Annotated in this window: 19 protein-coding genes; all 19 read right to left on the bottom strand. The window is 60.3% G+C overall.

Translation table 11 applies throughout. The features are described 5' to 3' along the window. Nucleotides 1–146: 146 nt before the first annotated feature. Entirely contained in the window at nucleotides 147–929 is a 783-nt protein-coding gene (locus J2887_RS20850; protein WP_227173044.1) for a hypothetical protein, read from the bottom strand. Next, nucleotides 926–2854, bottom strand: a complete 1929-nt coding sequence (locus J2887_RS20845; RefSeq protein WP_227173043.1) for an EAL domain-containing protein — start codon at nucleotides 2852–2854, stop codon at nucleotides 926–928. Before J2887_RS20845 ends, J2887_RS20850 begins: the two co-directional genes overlap by 4 nt. A 6-nt stretch (nucleotides 2855–2860) precedes the next feature. Next, a complete protein-coding gene (locus J2887_RS20840) occupies nucleotides 2861–3319 on the bottom strand; it encodes a molybdopterin-dependent oxidoreductase (RefSeq protein WP_227173042.1) in 459 nt (152 codons plus the stop codon). 221 nt (nucleotides 3320–3540) lie between these two features. Beyond that, nucleotides 3541–5373, bottom strand: a complete 1833-nt coding sequence (glmS, locus tag J2887_RS20835) for a glutamine--fructose-6-phosphate transaminase (isomerizing) (protein WP_227173041.1) — start codon at nucleotides 5371–5373, stop codon at nucleotides 3541–3543. Nucleotides 5374–5412: 39 nt separating this feature from the next. Further along, entirely contained in the window at nucleotides 5413–6780 is a 1368-nt protein-coding gene (gene glmU / locus J2887_RS20830; protein ID WP_227173040.1) for a bifunctional UDP-N-acetylglucosamine diphosphorylase/glucosamine-1-phosphate N-acetyltransferase GlmU, read from the bottom strand. 178 nt (nucleotides 6781–6958) lie between these two features. Further along, nucleotides 6959–7381 (bottom strand): F0F1 ATP synthase subunit epsilon, encoded by a 423-nt coding sequence (locus J2887_RS20825; protein WP_227173039.1) that lies wholly within the window; start codon nucleotides 7379–7381, stop codon nucleotides 6959–6961. Nucleotides 7382–7421: 40 nt separating this feature from the next. Then, nucleotides 7422–8813: a F0F1 ATP synthase subunit beta gene (gene atpD, locus J2887_RS20820; protein ID WP_227173038.1), complete on the bottom strand. Its 1392-nt coding sequence runs from the start codon at nucleotides 8811–8813 to the stop codon at nucleotides 7422–7424. A gap of 53 nt (nucleotides 8814–8866) precedes the next feature. Continuing rightward, nucleotides 8867–9733: a F0F1 ATP synthase subunit gamma gene (atpG, locus tag J2887_RS20815; protein ID WP_227173037.1), complete on the bottom strand. Its 867-nt coding sequence runs from the start codon at nucleotides 9731–9733 to the stop codon at nucleotides 8867–8869. Nucleotides 9734–9807: 74 nt separating this feature from the next. Beyond that, nucleotides 9808–11352, bottom strand: a complete 1545-nt coding sequence (gene atpA, locus J2887_RS20810) for a F0F1 ATP synthase subunit alpha (protein ID WP_227173036.1) — start codon at nucleotides 11350–11352, stop codon at nucleotides 9808–9810. A 28-nt stretch (nucleotides 11353–11380) separates the two neighbouring features. After that, complete coding sequence (locus tag J2887_RS20805; protein WP_227173035.1) at nucleotides 11381–11917, bottom strand: F0F1 ATP synthase subunit delta; 537 nt, start codon at nucleotides 11915–11917, stop codon at nucleotides 11381–11383. A 15-nt stretch (nucleotides 11918–11932) separates the two neighbouring features. Further along, complete coding sequence (locus J2887_RS20800; protein WP_227173034.1) at nucleotides 11933–12403, bottom strand: F0F1 ATP synthase subunit B; 471 nt, start codon at nucleotides 12401–12403, stop codon at nucleotides 11933–11935. A 70-nt stretch (nucleotides 12404–12473) separates the two neighbouring features. Beyond that, nucleotides 12474–12731, bottom strand: coding sequence for a F0F1 ATP synthase subunit C (gene atpE / locus J2887_RS20795; RefSeq protein WP_091812395.1), 258 nt, complete (start codon nucleotides 12729–12731; stop codon nucleotides 12474–12476). 111 nt (nucleotides 12732–12842) lie between these two features. Further along, nucleotides 12843–13715, bottom strand: a complete 873-nt coding sequence (atpB, locus tag J2887_RS20790; protein ID WP_227173033.1) for a F0F1 ATP synthase subunit A — start codon at nucleotides 13713–13715, stop codon at nucleotides 12843–12845. A gap of 19 nt (nucleotides 13716–13734) precedes the next feature. Beyond that, nucleotides 13735–14133: a F0F1 ATP synthase subunit I gene (locus tag J2887_RS20785; RefSeq protein WP_227173032.1), complete on the bottom strand. Its 399-nt coding sequence runs from the start codon at nucleotides 14131–14133 to the stop codon at nucleotides 13735–13737. Nucleotides 14134–14422: 289 nt separating this feature from the next. After that, nucleotides 14423–15298: a ParB/RepB/Spo0J family partition protein gene (locus J2887_RS20780; protein ID WP_227176186.1), complete on the bottom strand. Its 876-nt coding sequence runs from the start codon at nucleotides 15296–15298 to the stop codon at nucleotides 14423–14425. A gap of 39 nt (nucleotides 15299–15337) precedes the next feature. After that, nucleotides 15338–16132, bottom strand: coding sequence for a ParA family protein (locus J2887_RS20775; RefSeq protein WP_227173031.1), 795 nt, complete (start codon nucleotides 16130–16132; stop codon nucleotides 15338–15340). Between the two features lie 69 nt (nucleotides 16133–16201). Further along, complete coding sequence (rsmG, locus tag J2887_RS20770; protein ID WP_227173030.1) at nucleotides 16202–16837, bottom strand: 16S rRNA (guanine(527)-N(7))-methyltransferase RsmG; 636 nt, start codon at nucleotides 16835–16837, stop codon at nucleotides 16202–16204. Nucleotides 16838–16843: 6 nt separating this feature from the next. Continuing rightward, entirely contained in the window at nucleotides 16844–18730 is a 1887-nt protein-coding gene (mnmG, locus tag J2887_RS20765) for a tRNA uridine-5-carboxymethylaminomethyl(34) synthesis enzyme MnmG (protein ID WP_227173029.1), read from the bottom strand. A 358-nt stretch (nucleotides 18731–19088) separates the two neighbouring features. Continuing rightward, the gene (locus J2887_RS20760) at nucleotides 19089–20966 is read right to left on the bottom strand and encodes an MFS transporter (RefSeq protein WP_227173028.1); all 1878 of its coding nucleotides are present in this window, start codon (nucleotides 20964–20966) and stop codon (nucleotides 19089–19091) included. Nucleotides 20967–21235: the final 269 nt, after the last annotated feature.

The raw sequence follows: 21235 nt of genomic DNA, 5'->3' as shown, positions 1-21235 counted from the left end.
TTGGCACAACGGAGGTACGCTGGCGTGCGAAGACTAAGTGTGTGTTTGTATGAAGGATATACGAGGATTTCCAACTTGCCCGTGGATTCGCCGGCATTCGTTCATTGCGCAAGCATCAGGAATCAATATGACATTTCGATGACAGACTACCCGCCATGGGACTGCAGGATGGATGGGTTCTGGCTGGCCAGTTTGCGCTGGCAATGGCCATTGATGGTCTCCAGCTGATGGATGCGTTCCCGCTGCTGTCGGCGCTGCCACTGCAGCATCTGTTCCAGCCGTTCGAGCTCCGCTTCCAGGGTATTGAGCTCATCGCCTGAAATCGGGTCAATGGATTCGCCCGCGGCGGTCATTCCGCGTACCCGGGAGACCATCCGCGCGATTCGGGTGACGACGAAATGGCCCAATAACAGGGAGATAAACGCCGCCAGCGTCATTTCGATCAGTCCCAGCATCAGGCTCTTGTGGCGTAACTCGAGCAGGGCCGCGTTCTGACCCGTGAGGTCCAGCCCCACCTCAATGACGCCAAAATCCAGGCCTGCCCTGCCGATGTCCTGACGGGTCATGAACACATCCGGCAATGCCTCGCCAGGCTGCCAGGACCGGAATGGCTGTAACAGCGCCTGGGAATCCCCGGCCTGAGCCAGCAATACCCCCTGGTAATCGGTGATACGCACAAAGGCCGTGCCCGGCGTAGAAGCAATCTGCTCGGCGTACTGCCGTAACGCCGGCACATTGCGAGCGACCACATCATCACTGGCCACGGCGGCAAACACTTCAACGATGGAGCGGGCATGCCGGTCGATTTCACCGGAGAACGACGTTTCGATGAACTGGAAGATGGACCACAGCATCACTGCCAGCATCGTCAGCTCGACCAGCCCAATACCCAGCACGGCTTTATAGCCCAGGGAATGACGCCACTTCATGAGCTAACCTCCAGCGTGTGATCGGTCGAAACCGTGCTCCAGTGTGTCAGGATCTCAGCCAGGAAATCGCTGAACAGCATGGGCTTGTAGGCAAAGAATCCCTGCACCAGCGACCCACCCATGGCCCGGACCAGATTCCACTGGGCCTCATTCTCCACACCTTCCACCACACTCTTCAGGAAGCCCTGCTCCGCCATGGCAATGATGGAGCCCAGGAACCGGGCCTTGGCCGCACTGTGCTCAATGCCCTGAACGAAGCAGCGATCAATCTTCAACCGGTCAATCTTCAACTCCCGCACATACTCCAGAGAGGAATGCCCGGTCCCAAAATCGTCCAGTGCAAAGCCTACCCCCGCCTGTGAGAGGCGCTGGATCAGCTCATTGATCCGGCCGAAATTCAGCGCGGCATTGTCTTCGGTAATCTCCATGCACAGGCAGGACGCCGGTATGCCCGCATCCAGCAGCAGCGAACGCACGTCGGTCTCCAGCTCGTCGGCCAGCATCGCGGGGTTGAGGTTGATCGACAGGGTGCCCTGAAACCCAAGGTCGGTGTAGAGCTGCCGGGTTTCCATCGCGACCTGACGGAACAGCCATCGTCCCAGCTGGCGACCGAGCCCGAAGCGCTCACACAGTTCCACCACCCGGTTGGGCGGTACCGGACCCAGTTCCTCCTGCCATGCCCGCAGCAGCACTTCCGCGCCGCGGATGTCCTTGATGTTACCGGTGCTGACAATGGGCTGATACACCAACGACAGCGACAGCGATGACGGTTCGTCCGCCAGGAAGCGAACCAGGCCGGCATGCACCAACCGTTCTTCCATCAGCTGCTTGCGCAGGTCCTGGTTGTTGATGCAGTGATCCAGACCCTGACGCTCCGCCTGGGCCAGACACCGCTGGGCCTGCTGATAACGATCCTGCCAGTCCAGGGTTGGACCCGCGCCAGCGGGATCGATACCGAAGATGCCACGCACCGGAAGCACAGCATCGTGCACCATCCAGTCAAAATGCACACTGGCAAGTAACTGACGCACCAGCTGTCCGGTGTCTCCCGTGTGTACAAAGATCACGAACTCCGATGGCGACAGCTGGACCAGTTGAAACGAGTACAGCTCCAGGCCCACCTTCAGGCGGTCGATAAAGGTATGGGTCAGATCGGCGGCGTAGTCGGTGCCGTATTCACTGAGCACCACCCGATAGTCGCGGATTTCGCAGGCAATAATCGCCTGCCCCACGTCCACCGACTGCAGCACCTGGAGGTAGTTGGCGTTTGGCAACCCGGTCTGCTGATCGATGCGGGACTGCCGGCGAATGTAGATCAACGCAAACGCCAGATAGCAAAGGATCACCGCCACCACAACCAGGGTCAGCACTGACAGCAGCGACAGCCGCTCCCGCGATGCCTGCACCTGATCCATCAGCAAGCCGGTTTCATCGCCAACGAAGTTATCCACCACCAACTGTTGCAACGCCAGACGCTGCGGCTGCCATTGCATGGTCAGCGTGTCCCAGTCGGAACGCTGGCCACTGACCAGGGCCATCAGCGGCGTTTCCATGGCGCGCAACTGGCTAAACAGCGAACGCAGCCTGGATTCGTTGTCGCTGTGGTTGCGGGTCGGTGCCGATTCCCGGCTCTGGAGCAGATAGTCGTACCGGCTCCAGAGAATGTCGTACTGCAGCAGCAGCTGATCCTGATCGGCGGCAACGGTGGTCATGGATCTCAGCTCGTGGCCAAACTCATCCGCCTCATGGCCCAGCTGGGCCAGGTTCCAGGACGCCATGCGCAGCTCTGCCAGAGACACCGACTGCAGTTCCTGATCCTGGCGATAGGTGTGGAAACTGGCCCCCAGCAGCAACACCAGAGCCACAAACAGGGTGACGACCACCGGCCGGGAGAATACCCGCTGGGCAGCGGATCGGGATCCCATGGCCGCTTACTTCAGTTCGATGGCAGCAAGCTGCCAGACCATATAACGGTGGTACTGGGGATCGTCCAGCTCCGGACGTTCTGTCAGAGGCAGCATGATCCAGAACGGTCCACGCTGGCGCACTGACATGGCTGCGCCATTACGGCGGGTGGCAACGATCGCATCGAGATCCAGAACAGAATTCACTGACCCGCTCACGCTGTAATCATTCAGGGCACGGAACGTCACCTCCTGATGTCCTTCAACCCCAAGGGCTTCCAGCACCCGACGCAGGGACGGACCACTAAAGGTCACCTTGCCCTCATAGTACGGCGTTTCGGTTTCGATGACGGTCTGGGGAAATGCCTCCAGTTCGGAACGCACCAGCGTCAGGCTACCCGAGGCATCGGAGAGGGTAATGGCGGGTTCGGCCTGGGCCTGGCCCGTCAGGATTACGAAAAACAGGAGCAACAACACACGTGTCATGGCACACCCTTGAGCTGGTCATTTTTTGAACAGCCAGGATGCTACGGCAGTTGCCAGCCATTACGCCACAACGGCTGTGTTACGGTCCGCAACGAGTTTGTCAAAGATGTTAAAAGGGATTCGAGAGACAGGAAGGTAGCTTTTCTAATTATTTGATTTTAAGGCCATGCCGGGTCAGAAGTCGGTGAGACCCGGCATGGCAGCACATCGATTGCGTTGGATTATTCCACCGTCACGCTCTTCGCCAGGTTCCGCGGCTGGTCTACGTCGGTGCCCTTGAGCACAGCAACGTGGTATGACAGCAGCTGCAGTGGCAGGGTGTAGACGATGGGGGCGGTGATCGGGTGCACCTCGGGAATCTGCAGCACGTGAATGCCGGGCTGGTCCTGCAGTTCGGCACCGCCATCGGCAAACACAAACAGCTCGCCACCGCGGGCACGAACCTCTTCCAGGTTCGACTTCAGCTTCTCCAGCAGTTCGTCGTTGGGGGCGACGGTGACCACCGGCATCTCGCTGTCCACCAGCGCCAGCGGGCCATGCTTGAGCTCACCGGCGGGGTAGGCCTCGGCGTGGATGTAGGAGATTTCCTTCAGTTTGAGTGCGCCTTCCAGCGCCACCGGGAACATCGCGCCACGGCCCAGGAACAGGCTGTGATTCTTGTCCATGAACGCCTTGCTCAACTCGGCGATCTTGCCATCCAGCGCCAGGGCATCGGCAACCTGACCCGGCAGTCGGTGCAGCGCCGCCACAATGTCCGCCTCACGCTGTTCACTCAGGCCATTGTGGCGCCCCAGCGCCAGGGTAAACAGCAACAGTGCCACCAGCTGAGTGGTGAACGCCTTGGTGGACGCGACACCAATCTCCGGACCGGCCTGGGTCATGATCACCAGATCCGATTCCCGCACCAGGGAGCTGCCAGGTACGTTGCAGATTGCCAGTGCGGCGCGGAAACCAGCGTCTTTGGCCTGGCGCAGGGCGGCCAGGGTATCGGCAGTCTCGCCGGACTGGGAGATACACAGGAACAGGGTGTCCGGCTGGATCACGTGGTGGCGGTAACGGAACTCCGACGCCACTTCCACCGAGCAGGGGATGCCGGCCAGTTCTTCAATCCAGTACCGCGCCACCATGCCGGCGTGGTAACTGGTGCCACAGGCGATGATCTGAACGTGGCGAACGTCGTCCAGCAGGCTACCGGCCTCGGTGCCCAGGGCCTGCTCCAACACCCGGCTGTCGGTGATCCGGCCTTCCATGGTGGCCTGGATGACGCGGGGCTGTTCGTGGATTTCCTTGAGCATGAAGTGGCGGTACTCACCCTTGTCTGCCGAGTCCATACCATGCTCAAAGCGCGACACCGGCCGCTCCACCGCGGCCCCGTCACGATCCAGCACGGTCACGCCATCACGGCGGATCTCGGCCAGATCGCCTTCCTCCAGGAACATGAAGCGGTCAGTGACCGGCAGCAGTGCCAACTGGTCGGAAGCAATGAAGTTCTCGCCAATCCCCACACCCACAACCAGCGGACTCCCCGCCCGGCACACCACCAGATGATCCGGCTCATCGGCGTGCAACACCGCCAGGGCATAGGCGCCCCGCAGCTGGCCGATGGCCGCGCGCACCGCCGCCACCAGGTCACCCTGCTGACGGTATTCCCGCTCGATCAGGTGCGCGACCACCTCGGTGTCGGTCTGGGAGCTGAAGGTGTAACCGTCAGCCTTGAGCTGATCCCGCAGGCCCTGGTAGTTCTCGATGATGCCGTTGTGGACGATCGCCAGGCGCTCGCCCGACATGTGGGGGTGGGCATTGATCTGACTGGGTTCGCCATGGGTGGCCCAGCGGGTGTGGGCAATGCCCACGCTGCCATTGCAGGGCTGCTGTTCGATGGCCTCGGCCAGTGCCGCGACCTTGCCCACTTCCCGGGCGCGCTGGATATCGCCCTGATCCTGACGCACTGCCATACCCGCGGAGTCGTAGCCACGGTATTCCAACCGTCTCAGCCCCTCCAGCAGGATGCCCTGAACGTCCCGTTCCGATACTGCGCCTACGATGCCACACATGATCTGTTACCTGTTCTGTCTGGATTGAGCCGGGGCCAGTCAGGCCTCCTTTTCCGGCCGCTGCCAATTCTGGATGTTGCGCTGACGGCCACGCGCCACCGCCAGTTCCTCGCTGTCCACCGCCCGGGTAATGGTGGAGCCGGCGCCAATGGTGGCATCCGCGGCCACGGTAACCGGCGCCACCAGGGAGGTGTTGGAACCCACAAAGACCCGGTCACCAATCTCGGTACGGTGCTTGTTGACCCCATCATAGTTGCAAGTAATGGTACCTGCACCCACGTTCACATCCTGGCCCAGGATGGCATCGCCGACGTAGCTGAGGTGGTTGATCTTGCTGCCCTCGCCGACCTCGGCCTTCTTGGTTTCGACAAAGTTGCCAACCTTGGTACGGGCCGCCAGACGGGTGCCCGGACGCAGACGGGCGAAGGGGCCGATCTGGGCGGCGGCGCCAATGTCGGCGCCGTCAATCACCGACTGGGCGTGGATCACCGCATCGTCACCGATCTCGGCATCGCGGATGAAACAGCCCGGACCAATGCTGACGCGGCTGCCAAGACGGACCTGGCCTTCAAACACCACATTGGCGTCGATCCACAGGTCGGTGCCGATGGTGAGCTCGCCACGGACGTCCACTCGCGCCGGATCGGCCAGGGTCGCGCCCTCATCCATCAGACGCTCCGCCTGCTGGCGCTGGAACCAGCGCTCCAGCGTCGCCAGCTGACGCCGGTTGTTGACCCCCTGGACCTCAACCTCGGTTTCCGGCTGGGCGGCATGAACGCCGACGCCATCGGCCACCGCCATGGCAATGATGTCGGTGAGGTAGTACTCGCCCTGGGCATTGCCGTTGGACAATCGCGGCAGCCAGTCCTTCAGGCGGGCACCGCTGGCAGCCAGGATGCCGGTGTTGACCTCGTTCACCCGACGCTGTTCGGCGCTGGCATCCTTTTGCTCAACAATGGCTTGCACCGCGCCGTCGTCATTACGGATGATGCGGCCATACCCATCAGGCTGGGCCAGGGTCACCGTCAACAGCGCCAGCCAGTCGTTGCTGACCTCCGCCACCAGCTGTTGCAGGGTGTGCTGACGGGTCAAAGGAACATCACCGTACAGCACCAGTACCCGGGCATCATCAGGAATGCCCGGCAGCGCCTGGGCCACGGCATGACCGGTGCCAAGCTGCTCGGCCTGGGTGACCCAGTGGATATCACTGGCGGGGGTCTGGTCCTTGACCTGGTCGGCGCCGTGGCCAACCACCACATGAATGCCGGCCGCCCCCAGGGTGCGGGCGGTGTCGATGACGTGGTGCAGCATCGGCTTGCCGGCCACGGCGTGCATAACCTTGGGCAGGGCCGATTTCATTCGGGTGCCCTGGCCAGCGGCCAGGATCACTACGTGCAGTGGAGTCATTACGGGGTTCTCTCCTAGTGATACCTTGCGGACATCCTCCAGCCCGGGTGGCCGACTGCGGGGGCAGTGTCCTGAAACAAAAAAAGCCGCATCCCTGGATGATCGGGGCCATGAATCATGGCGCCGGTCGCTTCAGGATGCGGCTTGGGTGATCAGCAATCCCTGACCGTAGGATAGGTTACTTCATCTTACGGCGCAGCTGCTGAATGGTGCGAAGCTGGGCCACAGCTTCCGCCAATTCCGCAGCGGCACGGGAGTACTCGAATTCACCGGTCTTGCTGGCAAGTGCCTTCTCGGCTTCACGCTGGGCTTCCATCGCCGCGGCTTCGTCCACATCCTTTGCACGAACCGCGGTATCAGCCAGCAGCGTGACGAGGTTCGGCTGAACCTCGAGGTAACCGCCGGAGACGTAGAGGATTTCTTCCTCTCCGCCCTGCTTGATCACCCGAATCGGACCGGGCTTCAGCGCTGTCAGCAGCGGGGTGTGGCCTGGGGCAATACCCAGGTCACCCTCGGAGCCGGCCGCGATCAGCATCTCGATCAGTCCGGAATAGATCTTCTCTTCGGCACTCACCACGTCACAATGCACGGTCATACCCATGTCTGTTGCCTCTTTGGTCGATCAGGAAATGGATGGCCTCTTAGTTGCCCTTGGCCTTCATTTCCTTCGCTTTCTCGACCGCTTCCTCAATGGAGCCTACCATGTAGAACGCCTGTTCCGGCATGTCATCGTAGTCACCGTCAAGGATGCCCTTGAAGCTGCTGATGGTTTCCTTCAGGGGCACGTACTTACCAGGCGCACCGGTGAAGACCTCAGCAACGTGGAACGGCTGGGACAGGAAACGCTCGATCTTACGGGCACGGGCTACGGTCAGTTTGTCTTCTTCTGACAGCTCGTCCATACCGAGGATCGCGATGATATCCTTCAGTTCCTTGTAGCGCTGCAGGTTGGTCTGCACGCCACGAGCCACGCTGTAGTGCTCTTCACCAATGATCAGCGGGTCCAGCTGACGGGAGGTGGAGTCCAGCGGATCGATCGCCGGGTAGATACCCTTGGAGGCGATGTCACGGCTCAGTACCACGGTCGCATCCAGGTGCGAGAAGGTGGTGGCCGGGGACGGGTCAGTCAAGTCATCCGCCGGTACGTAAACCGCCTGGATGGACGTGATGGAACCGTTCTTGGTGGAGGTAATACGCTCCTGCAGCTCACCCATCTCCTGGGCCAGTGTCGGCTGGTAACCTACCGCAGACGGCATACGGCCCAGCAGTGCAGATACCTCAGTACCGGCCAGGGTGTAACGGTAGATGTTGTCGACGAACAACAGTACGTCACGACCTTCGTCACGGAACTTCTCAGCCATGGTGAGACCGGTCAGGGCCACACGCAGACGGTTTCCGGGGGGCTCGTTCATCTGGCCGTAAACCATGGCCACCTTATCGAGAACGTTGGACTCCTTCATTTCGTAGTAGAAGTCGTTACCTTCCCGGGTCCGCTCACCAACACCGGCGAATACGGAGAGACCGGAGTGCTCTTTCGCGATGTTGTTGATCAGTTCCATCATGTTTACGGTTTTACCAACACCGGCACCACCGAACAGGCCAACTTTACCACCCTTGGCGAACGGGCAGATCAGGTCGATAACCTTGATGCCGGTTTCCAGCAGGTCGGCAGAGGCGGACTGGTCCGCGTAGCCAGGTGCTTTACGGTGAATACCCCAACGCTCTTCTTCGCCAATCTCACCGCATTCATCGATGGGACGGCCGAGTACGTCCATGATACGGCCCAGAGTCTGGGTGCCGACCGGGACGGAGATCGGTGCGTTGGTGTTGGTTGCGGTCAGGCCCCGCTTGAGGCCTTCGGTGCTGCCCATGGCGATGGTACGTACAACGCCGTCGCCCAGCTGCTGCTGGACTTCCAGAGTTGTGTCGCCACCTTCAAGCAGCAGTGCGTCATACACTTTGGGTACGGAGTCACGTGGGAATTCCACGTCGATAACCGCGCCGATGATCTGAACGATTTGTCCGCTACTCATGCTCGGTTCCTCGTTATCTTAAATAGTCAATAAAACCAGTAGGTCTGTGAGCGTTAACCAACCGATGCTGCGCCGCTCACAATCTCCGAAATTTCTTGCGTGATGGCTGCCTGGCGCGCCTTGTTGTAAGCCAGCTGAAGCTCGTCAATGATGCCACCGGCGTTATCTGTCGCGCTCTTCATGGCAATCATTCGGGCTGCCTGCTCACAGGCCAGATTCTCTACCACACCCTGGTAAACCTGGGATTCGATATAACGTGGCAGAAGACCTTCAAGGATTTGCTTGGCATCGGGCTCGTAGAGATAGTCCCACTGGTTCTTGATCTCTTCTTCGTCCTCGCCTTCCGGCAGCGGCAGCAGCTGCTCCACCTTCGGGCTCTGGGTCATGGTGTTCACGAACTCGTTGTGTACCACGTACAAACGGTCGATCTTGCCTTCGTTGTAGGCGTCCAGCATGACCTTGACGTTGCCGATGAGTTTGTCAGAACTCGGGCTGTCCCCCAGATGGGTCAGCGCCGCGACGACATTGCCGCCGTAGTTCTGGAAAAAGGAGTTGCCTTTCTGGCCGATTGCGCACAGATCAGCTTCCACACCCTTTTCTTTCCACGCTCGCATTTCACGGACAAGCGCTTTGAACAGGTTGACGTTCAGACCACCGCAAAGGCCGCGATCGGTCGACACCACGATATAGCCCACACGCTTGACCTCGCGCTCGACCATAAACGGGTGACGATACTGAGCATTCGCCTTCGCAATGTGTCCGATAACCTGAAGCATCTTCTGAGCGTATGGGCGAGTGGCCTGCATGCGCTCCTGAGCCTTCCGCATCTTGCTCGCCGCAACCATTTCCATGGCGCTGGTGATCTTCTGCGTGCTCTTGATGCTGGAAATCTGGTTACGTATTTCTTTTCCGACGGCCATAACTCACTGCCTTCTCAAATTAGACACTCGCTGTGACAAAACCGGCCCGCGATAACTCGCAGGCCGTGGATCGTTTACCAGCTCTGAGTGGTCTTGAATTTTTCAAGTGCAGCTTTCAGGCCGGCAGCGATGTCGTCGTTGAAATCGCCCTTCTCGTTGATCTTGGCCAGAAGCTCGGATTGCTCCGCACGCATCCAGTCCAGCAGCTGGGCTTCAAAAGCCACAACTTTTTCCACATCAACGTCGTCCAGGAAGCCTTCGTTGGCTGCAAACAGAACGGTACCCATTTCCGCCACGGACAGCGGGCTGTACTGGTTCTGCTTCATCAGTTCGGTAACGCGCTGACCGTGCTCCAGCTGCTTACGGGTCGCTTCGTCAAGGTCGGAAGCGAACTGGGCGAATGCTGCCAGTTCCCGGTACTGGGCCAAGGCCAGACGGATGTTACCGCCGAGCTTCTTCATGATCTTGGTCTGGGCGGCACCACCAACCCGGGATACCGAGATACCGGCGTTCATCGCCGGACGGATACCGGAGTTGAACAGGTTGGTTTCCAGGAAGATCTGACCGTCGGTGATGGAGATCACGTTGGTCGGTACGAACGCGGAAACGTCACCGGCCTGGGTCTCGATGATCGGCAGCGCGGTCAAAGAACCGGTCTTGCCTTTCACTTCACCGTTGGTGAACTGCTCAACGTAGTCGGCGTTAACGCGGGAAGCGCGCTCCAGCAGACGCGAGTGCAGGTAGAAAACGTCACCCGGGTAGGCTTCACGGCCCGGCGGACGACGCAGCAGCAGGGAGATCTGACGATAGGCAACCGCCTGCTTGGACAGATCGTCGTAAACGATCAGTGCGTCTTCACCACGGTCACGGAAGTACTCACCCATGGCGGTACCGGCGTACGGTGCCAGGAACTGCATCGCGGCAGGATCGGCAGCACCGGCGGCAACCACGATGGTGTGGTCCATGGCGCCGTGCTCTTCCAGCTTGCGCACAACGGCGGCGATGGAAGACTGCTTCTGACCAACGGCAACGTAGATACACTTGATGCCGGTGTTCTTCTGGTTGATGATCGCGTCGATCGCAACCGCGGTCTTACCGATCTGACGGTCACCGATGATCAGCTCACGCTGGCCACGACCGATGGGAACCATGGTATCGATCGCTTTGAGACCGGTCTGAACCGGCTCATCAACGGATTGACGGGCGATAACACCAGGCGCAACCTTCTCAACCGGAGAGGTCAGCTCGGTGCCCAGGTCACCCTTGCCATCGATGGCGTTACCCAGACCGTCAACAACACGGCCCAGCAGTTCGTTACCAACCGGTACTTCCAGGATGCGGCCGGTGCAACGGACTTTCTGGCCTTCGGCCAGGTCGTCGTAGTCGCCCAGTACCACCGCGCCCACGGAATCACGCTCCAGGTTCAGAGCCATGCCGTAGGTACCGTTGGCGAATTCCACCATCTCACCGTACATAACGTCGGCGAGACCGTGGATCAGTACGATGCCGTCAGAAACGGACAGGATCGTACCTTCGTTCTTTGCTTCGGAAGAGATATCGAGCTTCTCGATTCTCTGCTTGATGATGTCACTGATCTCGGATGGATTCAGTTGCTGCATGCCTTTATCCTCAAACCTTGTGCTGAAATCAGGAGCCCAGAGCGTCGGCCATTTTGTTCAGCTTTCCGCGGACAGATGCATCGATGACCAGATCGCCGGTACGCACGATGACGCCGCCGATCAGAGACTTGTCCTGTGATGCTGCGAGTGACACTTTGCGGTCGAGCTTGGTCGACAGTGCCTGGGCGAGCTTCTGTTGCTGGTCGTCCGTCAGCTCAAAGGCTGCGGTAACCTCAATATCAACAGTGCGCTCGAGTTCAGCCCGGTACGTATTGAAGAGCGTCGCAATTTCCGGAAGCAGGGCCAGCCGACGGTTTTCGGCCAGGATCAGGAAGAAGTTGCGGACCGCTTCGGAGGCGTCGGTTTCGGTCGCCCCCAGGATCAGTTCCGCCTTCTTTGATTCGTCGATGCCCGGATTTGCGAGAAGCTGTCGGATTACGTCGTTCGCTGCGATGTGCCCAGCCATGGTCAGCACGTTGGCCCAATCGGCCAGCTGCTGCTGTTCCTGGGCAGCCTTGAAGGCTGCCTTGGCGTATGGACGAGCCAGCGTTCTCAGTTCTGCCATGATGAACCTCGTCGTTTAGAGTTCTGCTGCCAGCTTGTCCAGCATCTCGCTGTGTTTGTTGGCATCGACAGAGGTTTCCAGGATCTTCTCGGCACCGGCAATCGCGATCGCGGCAATTTCTGCACGCAGGGCATCACGCGCCTGGTTGCGCTCCTGTTCAATTTCAGCCTTGGCCTGTTCGATCAGCTTCTCGCCTTCCTTGCGGGCATCCGCTTTGGAGGCTTCCACAATCTGGTTGGCGCGCTTGTTGGCCTGCTCGATCAGGGTCGCCGCCTGCTGCTTCGCTTCACGCAGTTCCTGGGCTGACTTTTCCTGAGCCAGTTCCAGGTCACGCGCGGCACGATCCGAGGCAGCCAGTCCATCCGCGATCTTCTTCTGACGCTCCTGCAGGGCAGCCATAATCGGCGGCCACACGTACTTCATGCAGAAGACAACGAAGATAAAGAACGCGATGGCTTGACCGATCATCGTCAAATTAATGTTCACGTCGTCACCTCTCGCCTGTTGTGTAAGGAATCAACAAACCGGGGGACATGCCCCCGGAATGACGACTCAATTAGCCAGCAACCTGGGCAACAAACGGGTTGGCGAAGGTGAAGAACAGGGCGATACCAACACCGATCATGGTTACGGCGTCGAGCAGACCGGCAACGATGAACATTTTAACCTGCAGCATCGGGGTCATTTCCGGCTGACGGGCAGCGCCTTCCAGGAACTTACCACCGAGGATACCAAAGCCAATCGCAGTACCCAGGGCACCCAGGCCGATCAGCAGTGCAACGGCAATCGCGGTCATTCCAACTACAGTTTCCATGTTAACTCCCAGTTTTCAGTTTGGTTTTCAGTTTAATGGTTTAGGGTTTAAGAGAATTCGCTTGCGCTTTACAAACCGGTTTTCACGACAGTCTGGTGACCGGCGAACCGGTCAGTGACTGTCCTCATGCGCCATGCTCAGGTACACGATGGTCAACATCATAAAGATGAAGGCCTGCAGGGTGATGACCAGAATGTGGAAAATCGCCCAGGGTACTGACAGCGTCCACTGTGCCCACAGCGGCAGCAGCGCAATCAGGATGAAGATCAGCTCACCGGCGTAGAGGTTACCGAACAGACGCAGTGCCAGGGAGATCGGCTTGGCGATCAGGCTCACGCCTTCCAGCAGCAGGTTGACCGGGACCAGCAGAATTTTCAGGAACAGGTTGTCAGAGGAGAACGGGTGCAGGGTCAGCTCGCCCAGGAAGCCACCCACGCCTTTGACTTTCAGGCTGTAGTAGATGATCAGCGCGAATACGGACAGGGACATGCCGAGGGTGACGTTGACGTCGGTGGTCGGCACCACTTTCATGTAATCGAGACCCGCCAGGTGGAACAGTTGCGGCAAGAAGTCTACCGGCACCAGGTCCATCAGGTTCATCAGGAAGACCCAGCAGAAGATGGTCAGTGCCAGCGGGGCAATGACCTTGTTGCGGCCGTGGAAGGTTTCCTTGACGCTGTTGTCAACGAACTCAATCATCACTTCAACAAAGTTCTGCAGGCCACCCGGGGTGTCGCTGGTGGCGCGCTTGGCCGCCATGCGGAACAGGAACAGGAACAGCACGCCGAGGCCAACAGCCCAGCCCAGGGAATCAACGTGCAGGGCCCAGAAGCCCATGTCGGAGGCTTCCTGGCCGGATTGCGCCAGGGTCCAGCCGGCTTCGCTGGTGACGGTGCCATCGGCCCGCTCGTAGCCAGCTGGCAGCTTGCCATAGGTTAAGTTCTGGAGGTGATGCTGGATATATTCAGATGCACTGCCTGCCATAACGTTCTCTCAGGTCCAGTTAATTTCGCTGCGTTCTGCCGTTCGCCAGGAACGGGGCCACCAGATTGGTGACCAGCATGACCGCAAATGTTAGAAAAAGTGCCGCTACGTCGAGCGGTTGAATCCATTTAAACGCCAACGTGAACAGGATGGCGCAGAGGATGAGCTTGCCGGCCTCACCCTGATAAAAAGAACTCATGATCTTCTTGGCAGCCCGCGCGCCGGAGTAGCGGAATGCCTTGAACGCGAAATAACCGTGGGGGACGATAAAAATGAGGCCCCCCAGAAAGGCGGAATAACAGGCAACGGGGCTCTTGAGTAAAAATGCCAGACCGACGATTACCAGCACCACGCCCTGGATCAGAAACCAGCGACCAATGGGCGGACGGCCGATGCCGTTCGAATGTGCCTTTGTCATGACTGCCCCAAAAAAGTCCGCCTTGCGTCGGTGTTCTGGTCGTATCGGGTCCAAATACACCGCGTACAAGCGCGGCAGATTATATGTGTTCGACTTGCACGAATCAACAAATCTGCAAACCCCGGGAAAGCCGTAACAGCCCGAAATTTCTGGCTTCGACGGCAATCGGACACAAATGGGTGCGTGTTTCTTTTTTGACCACTAGATATAGTGGTCGGGAGGAAAAACGGGACCTAGGTTGTGGTCCCGAGGTTGGACCGCCCTGGCACCAAAAGAGGGCGGGGTCGGGTCACTGAATGTGGCCCAGAATGCCATCCAGCTCATCCAGCGAGCTGTATTCGATCACCAGTTTGCCCTTGCCGCGCTGACCATGGGCGATGGACACCCGGGCACCGAGCCGTTCCGAGAGGTCGTCCTGGAGCGCGCGGATGTTGGGATCGAGCTCCTTGCTGCCGGCTTTGGCCGGTTTGTCGCTTTCCTGCTGAACCCGGCGCACCAGAGCCTCGGTCTGGCGTACCGACAACGATTTTGACACCACCGTCCGCGCCACCTGCAGCTGCTGTTCCGGGGGCAGGGTCAGCATCGCCCGGCCGTGGCCCATCTCCAGGTCGCCATGCTCCAGCATCAGCCGCACATCCTCGGTCAGGCCAATCAGTCGCAACAGGTTGGTGATGGTAGTGCGGGATTTACCCACCGCCTCGGCCACCTGGGCCTGGGTGAGTCCAAACTCTTCCTGCAGCCGCTGCAGGGCAAAGGCTTCTTCGATCGGGTTGAGGTTTTCCCGCTGGATGTTCTCGATCAGCGCCATGGCGATGGCGGCTTCGTCGGGCACCTCGCGGATGATCGCGGGAATCCGGTCCAGCTCCGCCAGCTGACAGGCACGCCAGCGTCGCTCCCCGGCAATCAGCTCGTACCGGCCTTCAGCAATCGGCCTGACCACCACCGGCTGCATTACCCCCTGCTGGCGAATGGAGTCCGCCAGCTCCTGCAACGCCGCCGGGTCCATGTCACGCCGGGGCTGATAGCGTCCGCGCTGGACCAGGTCGATCGGCAGTTCCCGCAGTTCGCCGTCATGATCCTGGACCTGCTGGTCAAGACTGACCTTGGAACCCGCCAACAGGGCGCCCAGTCCGCGTTCGCCCAATCCCCGTTTCTTCGCCGCCATGGTGTCTGTCATTCTTCCCGCTGATTGTCGGTTGCTATCTTACACGGCGACTGCCGCGGATGTCTTTGAGGTGCCGTGCCGGCGCACCATCTCCCCGGCCAGGGCCAGATAGGCGATGGCACCCTTGGAGGCACGGTCGTACTTCAGTGCCGGCAGGCCGTAACTGGGCGCCTCCGCCAGTCGCACGTTGCGCGGCACCACCGCCCGGTAGACCTTGTCGCCGAAGTATTCGTTGAGCTGACCGGACACGTCCAGGGTCAGGCTGTTGCGCGGATCGTACATGGTCCGCAGGATGCCTTCGATCTCCAGATTCGGGTTCACCGTCTCCTGGATCTGCTGCACGGTGTTCATTAGCGCCGCCAGCCCTTCCAGGGCGTAATACTCGCACTGCATCGGAATCAGCACCGAGTCCGAGGCCGACAGCGCATTCACCGTCAGCAGACTGAGCGACGGCGGACAGTCGATGAGGATGTAGTCGTACCGCTCACGCACCGAGTTGACCGCCAGTCGCAACCGGTGTTCACGGCCGATCTCGTTCATCAGCTCGACTTCCGCCGCGGTGAGATCGCCATTGGCGCCGAGCAGGTCAAACCCGGCCGCCTCGACCTGAACTACCACCTCACTGATGTCGGCTTTTTTGGTGAGAACGTCGTAACCGGACCGCTCCAGGGCATTTTTATCCACACCACTGCCCATGGTGGCATTGCCCTGCGGGTCCATGTCCACCAGCAGCACGCGACGCTTGGTGGCCGCCAGGGAAGCCGCCAGGTTGACGCAGGTGGTGGTCTTGCCCACACCGCCTTTCTGGTTGGTCACCGCAATTACGCGTGCCATGACAAGTCTCCTGTCCTCGCTTCCGGATTCATTGGTTTCTTTTGGTTGGCCGGGACACCGGCCGATGGTTCAGTGGGACCGGTCCAGAATCAGCAGGTGACGTTCCCCACTGCACTCCGGTACCACCAGGGCATGCTGCTCGCGGACCTGCCACGGCGCCGGCAGCGCCGCCACTTCATCATCCGGAAACTGACCTTTCATGGCAAGGAACTCGCCACCGTCCGCAAGCAGGTGACCACACCAGTCCACCAGGTTGGCCAGGGCGGTGAAGGCCCGGCTGCTGATCTGATGATAGCGGGTATCCGGCGGACAGGCCTCGGCACGGCCGTGAATAACGTCCAGGTTATCCAGGCCAAGCTCCAGCTTGCACTGGGTCAGGAACCGGGTTTTCTTGATGTTGCTGTCCAGCAGGGTGAAGTGACGCTCGGGACAGGTGATGGCCAGGGGAATCCCCGGCAGGCCGCCACCGGCGCCCACATCCAACAGTCGCTCTGCGGTCACGAACGGCCGCAGGCTGAGGCTGTCCAGCAACTGCCGCGACACCATCGCCGCCGGTTCACGGACCGCGGTGAGATTGTAGGCCCGGTTCCACTTGTTGAGCAGGGCGAGAAAGGCCAGCAGCTGTTGCTGCTGGCCACTGGAGAGATTGAGATCCATGGCCACCAGGCCACGCTGCAGTTGCTTCTGCCAGAGTGCGTCGGACATCGGAAATCAGGCCGAGCGCTTGTTGAGCAGATCGCGTTTTTTCAGGTACACCAGCAACTGGGACACGGCTGCCGGTGTCACGCCCTGAATCCGTGACGCCTGGGCAATGGTCTCCGGCCGGACCGCCAGCAGCTTCTGTTTGATCTCGTTGGACAGGCCACCGACCTGCTCGTAGTCCAGATCCACCGGCAGACGGGTATTCTCATTGCGCCGCAACCGTTCGATCTCATCGGCCTGCCGGGAAATGTAGCCCTCGTACTTGATCTCGATCTCCACCTGCTCGGCCACCGCCGGATCGTCCGCACGCTCGCCGCCAATGTCGGCAATCTGCGGGTACGCCATCTCCGGACGGCGCAGCAGCTCCGCCAGGGACTGGTCGCGGGTCATCGGCTGGTTGAGGTGGCCGTCGGCGGTCTCGCCCTGGGCGGTGCCGGGATGAATGCGGGTGCTTTCCAGGCGCTGACGTTCAATGGCAATGGCATCGCGCTTGCGATTGAACCGGTCCCAGCGGTTGTCGTCCACCAATCCCAGCTTGCGGCCGGTTTCGGTGAGGCGTAGGTCGGCGTTGTCCTCCCGCAGGATCAGCCGGTACTCGGCACGGCTGGTGAACATGCGGTAGGGCTCGGAGGTGCCCATGGTAATCAGGTCGTCCACCAGCACACCGAGGTAGGCTTCATCCCGGCGCGGGTACCAGGCGTCTTTGCCCTGGGCCTGCAACGCGGCGTTAAGGCCGGCCAGCAGGCCCTGGGCACCCGCCTCTTCGTAACCGGTGGTGCCGTTGATCTGGCCGGCAAAGTACAGACCCCGAATGAACTTGGTTTCCAGGGTGTGGCGCAGGTCCTGGGGGTTCAGGTAATCGTACTCGATGGCATAGCCAGGCCGGGTGATGTGGGCATTCTCAAAGCCGGGGATCGACCGTACCGCCGCCAGCTGGATGTCGAACGGCAGACTGGTGGAAATCCCGTTGGGGTAGAGCTCGTGGGTGGTCAGCCCTTCCGGCTCCACAAAGATCTGGTGGGAATCCTTGTCGGCAAAGCGGCTGACCTTGTCTTCGATGGACGGGCAATAGCGTGGGCCCACCCCTTCAATGGCACCGGCAAACATCGGTGAACGGTCAAAGCCGCTGCGGATGATGTCGTGGGTCTGCTCGGTGGTACGGGTAACGTAACAGCAGACCTGTTCGGGGTGCTCATCGCGGGAGCCGATAAACGACATCACCGGGGTGGGGGCATCGCCCCACTGCTCCTGCATCACCGAAAAATCGACACTGCGGGCATCAATCCGCGGTGGCGTGCCAGTCTTCAGCCGGCCAATGTTGAATGGCAGCTCCCGCAGCCGCTTGGCCAGGGCGTTGGCCGGCGCATCGCCGGCACGGCCGCCGGCGTGGTTCTGCATACCGATGTGGATAACCCCGCCCAGGAAGGTTCCGGTGGTCAGCACCACGGTGTCGGCGTGAAAGCGAATGCCGGTCTGGGTCACTACCCCGGTGACCCGATCGTTATCCACAAGCAGATCGTCCGCGGCCTGCTGGAACAGCGTCAGATTGGGCTGGTTCTCCAGCATCTCGCGGATCGCCGCCTTGTACAGCACCCGGTCGGCCTGGGCACGGGTCGCCCGCACCGCCGGCCCCTTGCGGCTGTTAAGTACCCGGAACTGGATACCGCCGCGATCGGTGGCCCGGGCCATGGCGCCACCCAGGGCGTCGATTTCCTTCACCAGGTGACTCTTGCCAATACCGCCAATGGCGGGGTTGCAGGACATCTGGCCGAGGGTCTCAATGTTGTGGGTCAGCAGCAGTGTGGCCGAGCCCATGCGGGCTGCCGCCAACGCGGCTTCGGTACCGGCATGGCCACCACCAATGACAATCACATCGAAACGGGTCGGAAAGTCCACTCGTCACCTCGGATACAGGGAGAAAAATTCGGGGCGGGGAGTATAACGCCTCCCCGCCCGAAATGCAGTTGGAATGTGCAAATTTTAACCAGAGTCATCGCCGTTGCAATAATCTGTCATTGCAGGCCAGCGCGGGCGTTCAGTTTTTCATCGATCTGCGCAGAAAACAGCCAGATTTATCAGCGGTTTGCCTGACCTTGTTGAAAAAAATTTTCAATAAAGTTATCCACAGAAATACGGTCCCTGCAAAGTCGACGAAAACAACATAAGCTACTGAAAGCAAAAGCCATAAATAAAGAAACCCACGGCTTGTCCGGACTTTATCCCTGTTTTTATCCACACACCATGCGGGTTTTCCTCAGGGGGTTTCCCCCCGCAGTTCCGTCACCTGCTGCAGCAACTGGCCGGCGGACGCCGCCTCTGGCGCCACCACATCCCCGGCCCGCAACTCGATCCGTGACCAGAAGCGCCGCGGCCAGTGTTTCAGGGCCGGACCACCGCAGTGACTGAAGAAACTGCCCCACAATCCCCGCAGGGCCATTGGGACCACCGGTACCGGCCGGCGCTCCAGGATCAGTTCCACGCCGCCGCGGAAGGTATCGATCTCGCCGTCCTTGGTCAGCTTGCCTTCCGGGAAGATGCACACCACGTTGCCGGCATCCAGTTCCTCATCGATGCGCTCAAAGGCACGCTGGTAGATCTCCGGCACGCGGTTGCGGGAGCCGATGGGAATGGTCTTGGCCAGGCGGAAGAATGCCCCCAGTACCGGGGTCTTGAAGATGCGGTAGTCCATCACGAAGCGTACCGGACGACGCACCGCGCCGGCGATTACCAGGGCATCCATGTAGGAAACATGGTTGCACACCAGCAGTACCGGCCCGTCCTCGGGAATGCGTTGCAGACCCTGGTGACGGACCCGGTAGAAGGTGTGGGACAACACCCAGATCACAAACCGCAGGGCAAACTCCGGCACCTGCTGGTAAACGAACCCCGCCACCACCAGGTTCATGATCGACAGCACCAGGAAGAATTCCGGAATCGACAACCCGATCAGCCCCAGCATGACCATTCCCATCAACGCACTCACCACCATGAACAGGGCGTTGAAGACGTTGAGCGCGGCGATGATCCGGGCACGTTTGTCGGCCGGGGTTTCGTGCTGGACGAAGGCGTACAGCGGCACAATGAACAGCCCGCCAAATACCCCGATGCCCAGCAGGTCAATGGCAATCCGGCGGTAGTCACCGTCACTGATCACGGTCCACCAATCCACCGTGGTGGTGGCCGTGGGCATGTTGAAGTAGATATCGGCCCCGAACAGACTCAGCCCCAACGAACCGATGGGGACAATGCCCAGTTCCACTCGATGGCCGGACAGCCGCTCGCACAGTACCGAGCCCAGGGCGATGCCAATGGTGAAGATGGCCAGCAGCAGCGTCACCACGGTCTCGTCCCCCAACAGCTCGGACTTGGCGAAGTTAGGGAACTGGGTCAGATAGGCCGCGCCAAGGAACCAGAACCAGGAGATCGCCATGATGCTGAGCAGCACCGAGTGCTTCTCCCGCGCCATCGCCATCAGCTTCCAGGTTTCCTTCAGCGGGTTGTAGCGGATGGTCAGGTTGGCAGCGCCGGCCTCGGTGGCGGGCACCTGGCGCGCCACCAGGTAACCGACCACCGCCATGATCAGGACGGCCACCGCCGCCACCCGCTCGGGGGCATCAAAACCCATGATCAGGCCCGCCGCCAGGGTACCCAGCAGGATCGCCACGAAGGTGCCCATTTCCACCAGCGCGTTACCGCCCACCAGTTCGTCGTCCCGCAGTACCTGGGGCAGGATGGCGTACTTCACCGGACCGAAGAAGGTTGACTGGGTGCCCATCAGGAACAGCAGCAGCAACAGTGCGCCGTACCAGCCAAACCACAGCCCCAGCGCTGCCAGCGCCATGATGACAATCTCCAGCGCCTTGACCCGGCGAATCACCAGCGACTTCTCGTACTTGTCCGCCACCTGGCCGGCAATCGCAGAGAACAGGAAGAACGGCAGAATAAACAGGAACGCCGCCAGATTGACCACGATGTCCACCGACAGCCCCATTAGGCCGGCGGCGCTGTAGGTCACCAGCAACAGCAGGGCGTTCTTGTAGAGGTTGTCGTTGAAGGCACCGGAAAACTGGGTCAGGAAGAACGGCAGGAACCGTCGCTCTCCAAGCAGCCGGAACTGACTGTGATCGGCCATGAAAACACACTCCTCCTTGTTGGCAACCGCCGATGGCACACCAGCCACCGCCCGGGCGGCCAGTAACAAGCCGTCCCGGCCAGGCTGTGGAAAAAATTCCTGTAACGATGCGGCAAAGCGATCCCGGGGGCAAGCCCCGGCTGACCGGCACGCGCCATCCTGGCGCAGTCACGGTGGTGACCGCACCTTAACAGGGCGCCTTCCGGGGAAAACCTGTGGATAACCTGCTCTCGTGGCCATCAATGACCGTTATCCACAGCTGGCATGAA

This window comes from Marinobacter sp. CA1, assembly GCF_020546665.1.
Lineage (GTDB): Bacteria > Pseudomonadota > Gammaproteobacteria > Pseudomonadales > Oleiphilaceae > Marinobacter > Marinobacter xestospongiae.
This window is presented reverse-complemented; position numbering and strand designations above follow the sequence as displayed.

Bases quoted from the DNA above. Each gene is read 5' to 3' on its own strand.
- J2887_RS20780 (WP_227176186.1), bottom strand. From the start codon at position 15,298: ATGGCGGCGAAGAAACGGGGATTGGGCGAACGCGGACTGGGCGCCCTG.
- J2887_RS20775 (WP_227173031.1), bottom strand. From the start codon at position 16,132: ATGGCACGCGTAATTGCGGTGACCAACCAGAAAGGCGGTGTGGGCAAG.
- atpD (WP_227173038.1), bottom strand. From the start codon at position 8,813: ATGAGTAGCGGACAAATCGTTCAGATCATCGGCGCGGTTATCGACGTG.
- J2887_RS20845 (WP_227173043.1), bottom strand. From the start codon at position 2,854: ATGGGATCCCGATCCGCTGCCCAGCGGGTATTCTCCCGGCCGGTGGTC.
- J2887_RS20760 (WP_227173028.1), bottom strand. From the start codon at position 20,966: ATGGCCGATCACAGTCAGTTCCGGCTGCTTGGAGAGCGACGGTTCCTG.
- J2887_RS20840 (WP_227173042.1), bottom strand. From the start codon at position 3,319: ATGACACGTGTGTTGTTGCTCCTGTTTTTCGTAATCCTGACGGGCCAG.
- atpB (WP_227173033.1), bottom strand. From the start codon at position 13,715: ATGGCAGGCAGTGCATCTGAATATATCCAGCATCACCTCCAGAACTTA.
- J2887_RS20850 (WP_227173044.1), bottom strand. From the start codon at position 929: ATGAAGTGGCGTCATTCCCTGGGCTATAAAGCCGTGCTGGGTATTGGG.
- glmS (WP_227173041.1), bottom strand. From the start codon at position 5,373: ATGTGTGGCATCGTAGGCGCAGTATCGGAACGGGACGTTCAGGGCATC.
- atpA (WP_227173036.1), bottom strand. From the start codon at position 11,352: ATGCAGCAACTGAATCCATCCGAGATCAGTGACATCATCAAGCAGAGA.
- atpG (WP_227173037.1), bottom strand. From the start codon at position 9,733: ATGGCCGTCGGAAAAGAAATACGTAACCAGATTTCCAGCATCAAGAGC.
- J2887_RS20785 (WP_227173032.1), bottom strand. From the start codon at position 14,133: ATGACAAAGGCACATTCGAACGGCATCGGCCGTCCGCCCATTGGTCGC.
- rsmG (WP_227173030.1), bottom strand. From the start codon at position 16,837: ATGTCCGACGCACTCTGGCAGAAGCAACTGCAGCGTGGCCTGGTGGCC.
- atpE (WP_091812395.1), bottom strand. From the start codon at position 12,731: ATGGAAACTGTAGTTGGAATGACCGCGATTGCCGTTGCACTGCTGATC.
- glmU (WP_227173040.1), bottom strand. From the start codon at position 6,780: ATGACTCCACTGCACGTAGTGATCCTGGCCGCTGGCCAGGGCACCCGA.
- J2887_RS20825 (WP_227173039.1), bottom strand. From the start codon at position 7,381: ATGGGTATGACCGTGCATTGTGACGTGGTGAGTGCCGAAGAGAAGATC.
- J2887_RS20805 (WP_227173035.1), bottom strand. From the start codon at position 11,917: ATGGCAGAACTGAGAACGCTGGCTCGTCCATACGCCAAGGCAGCCTTC.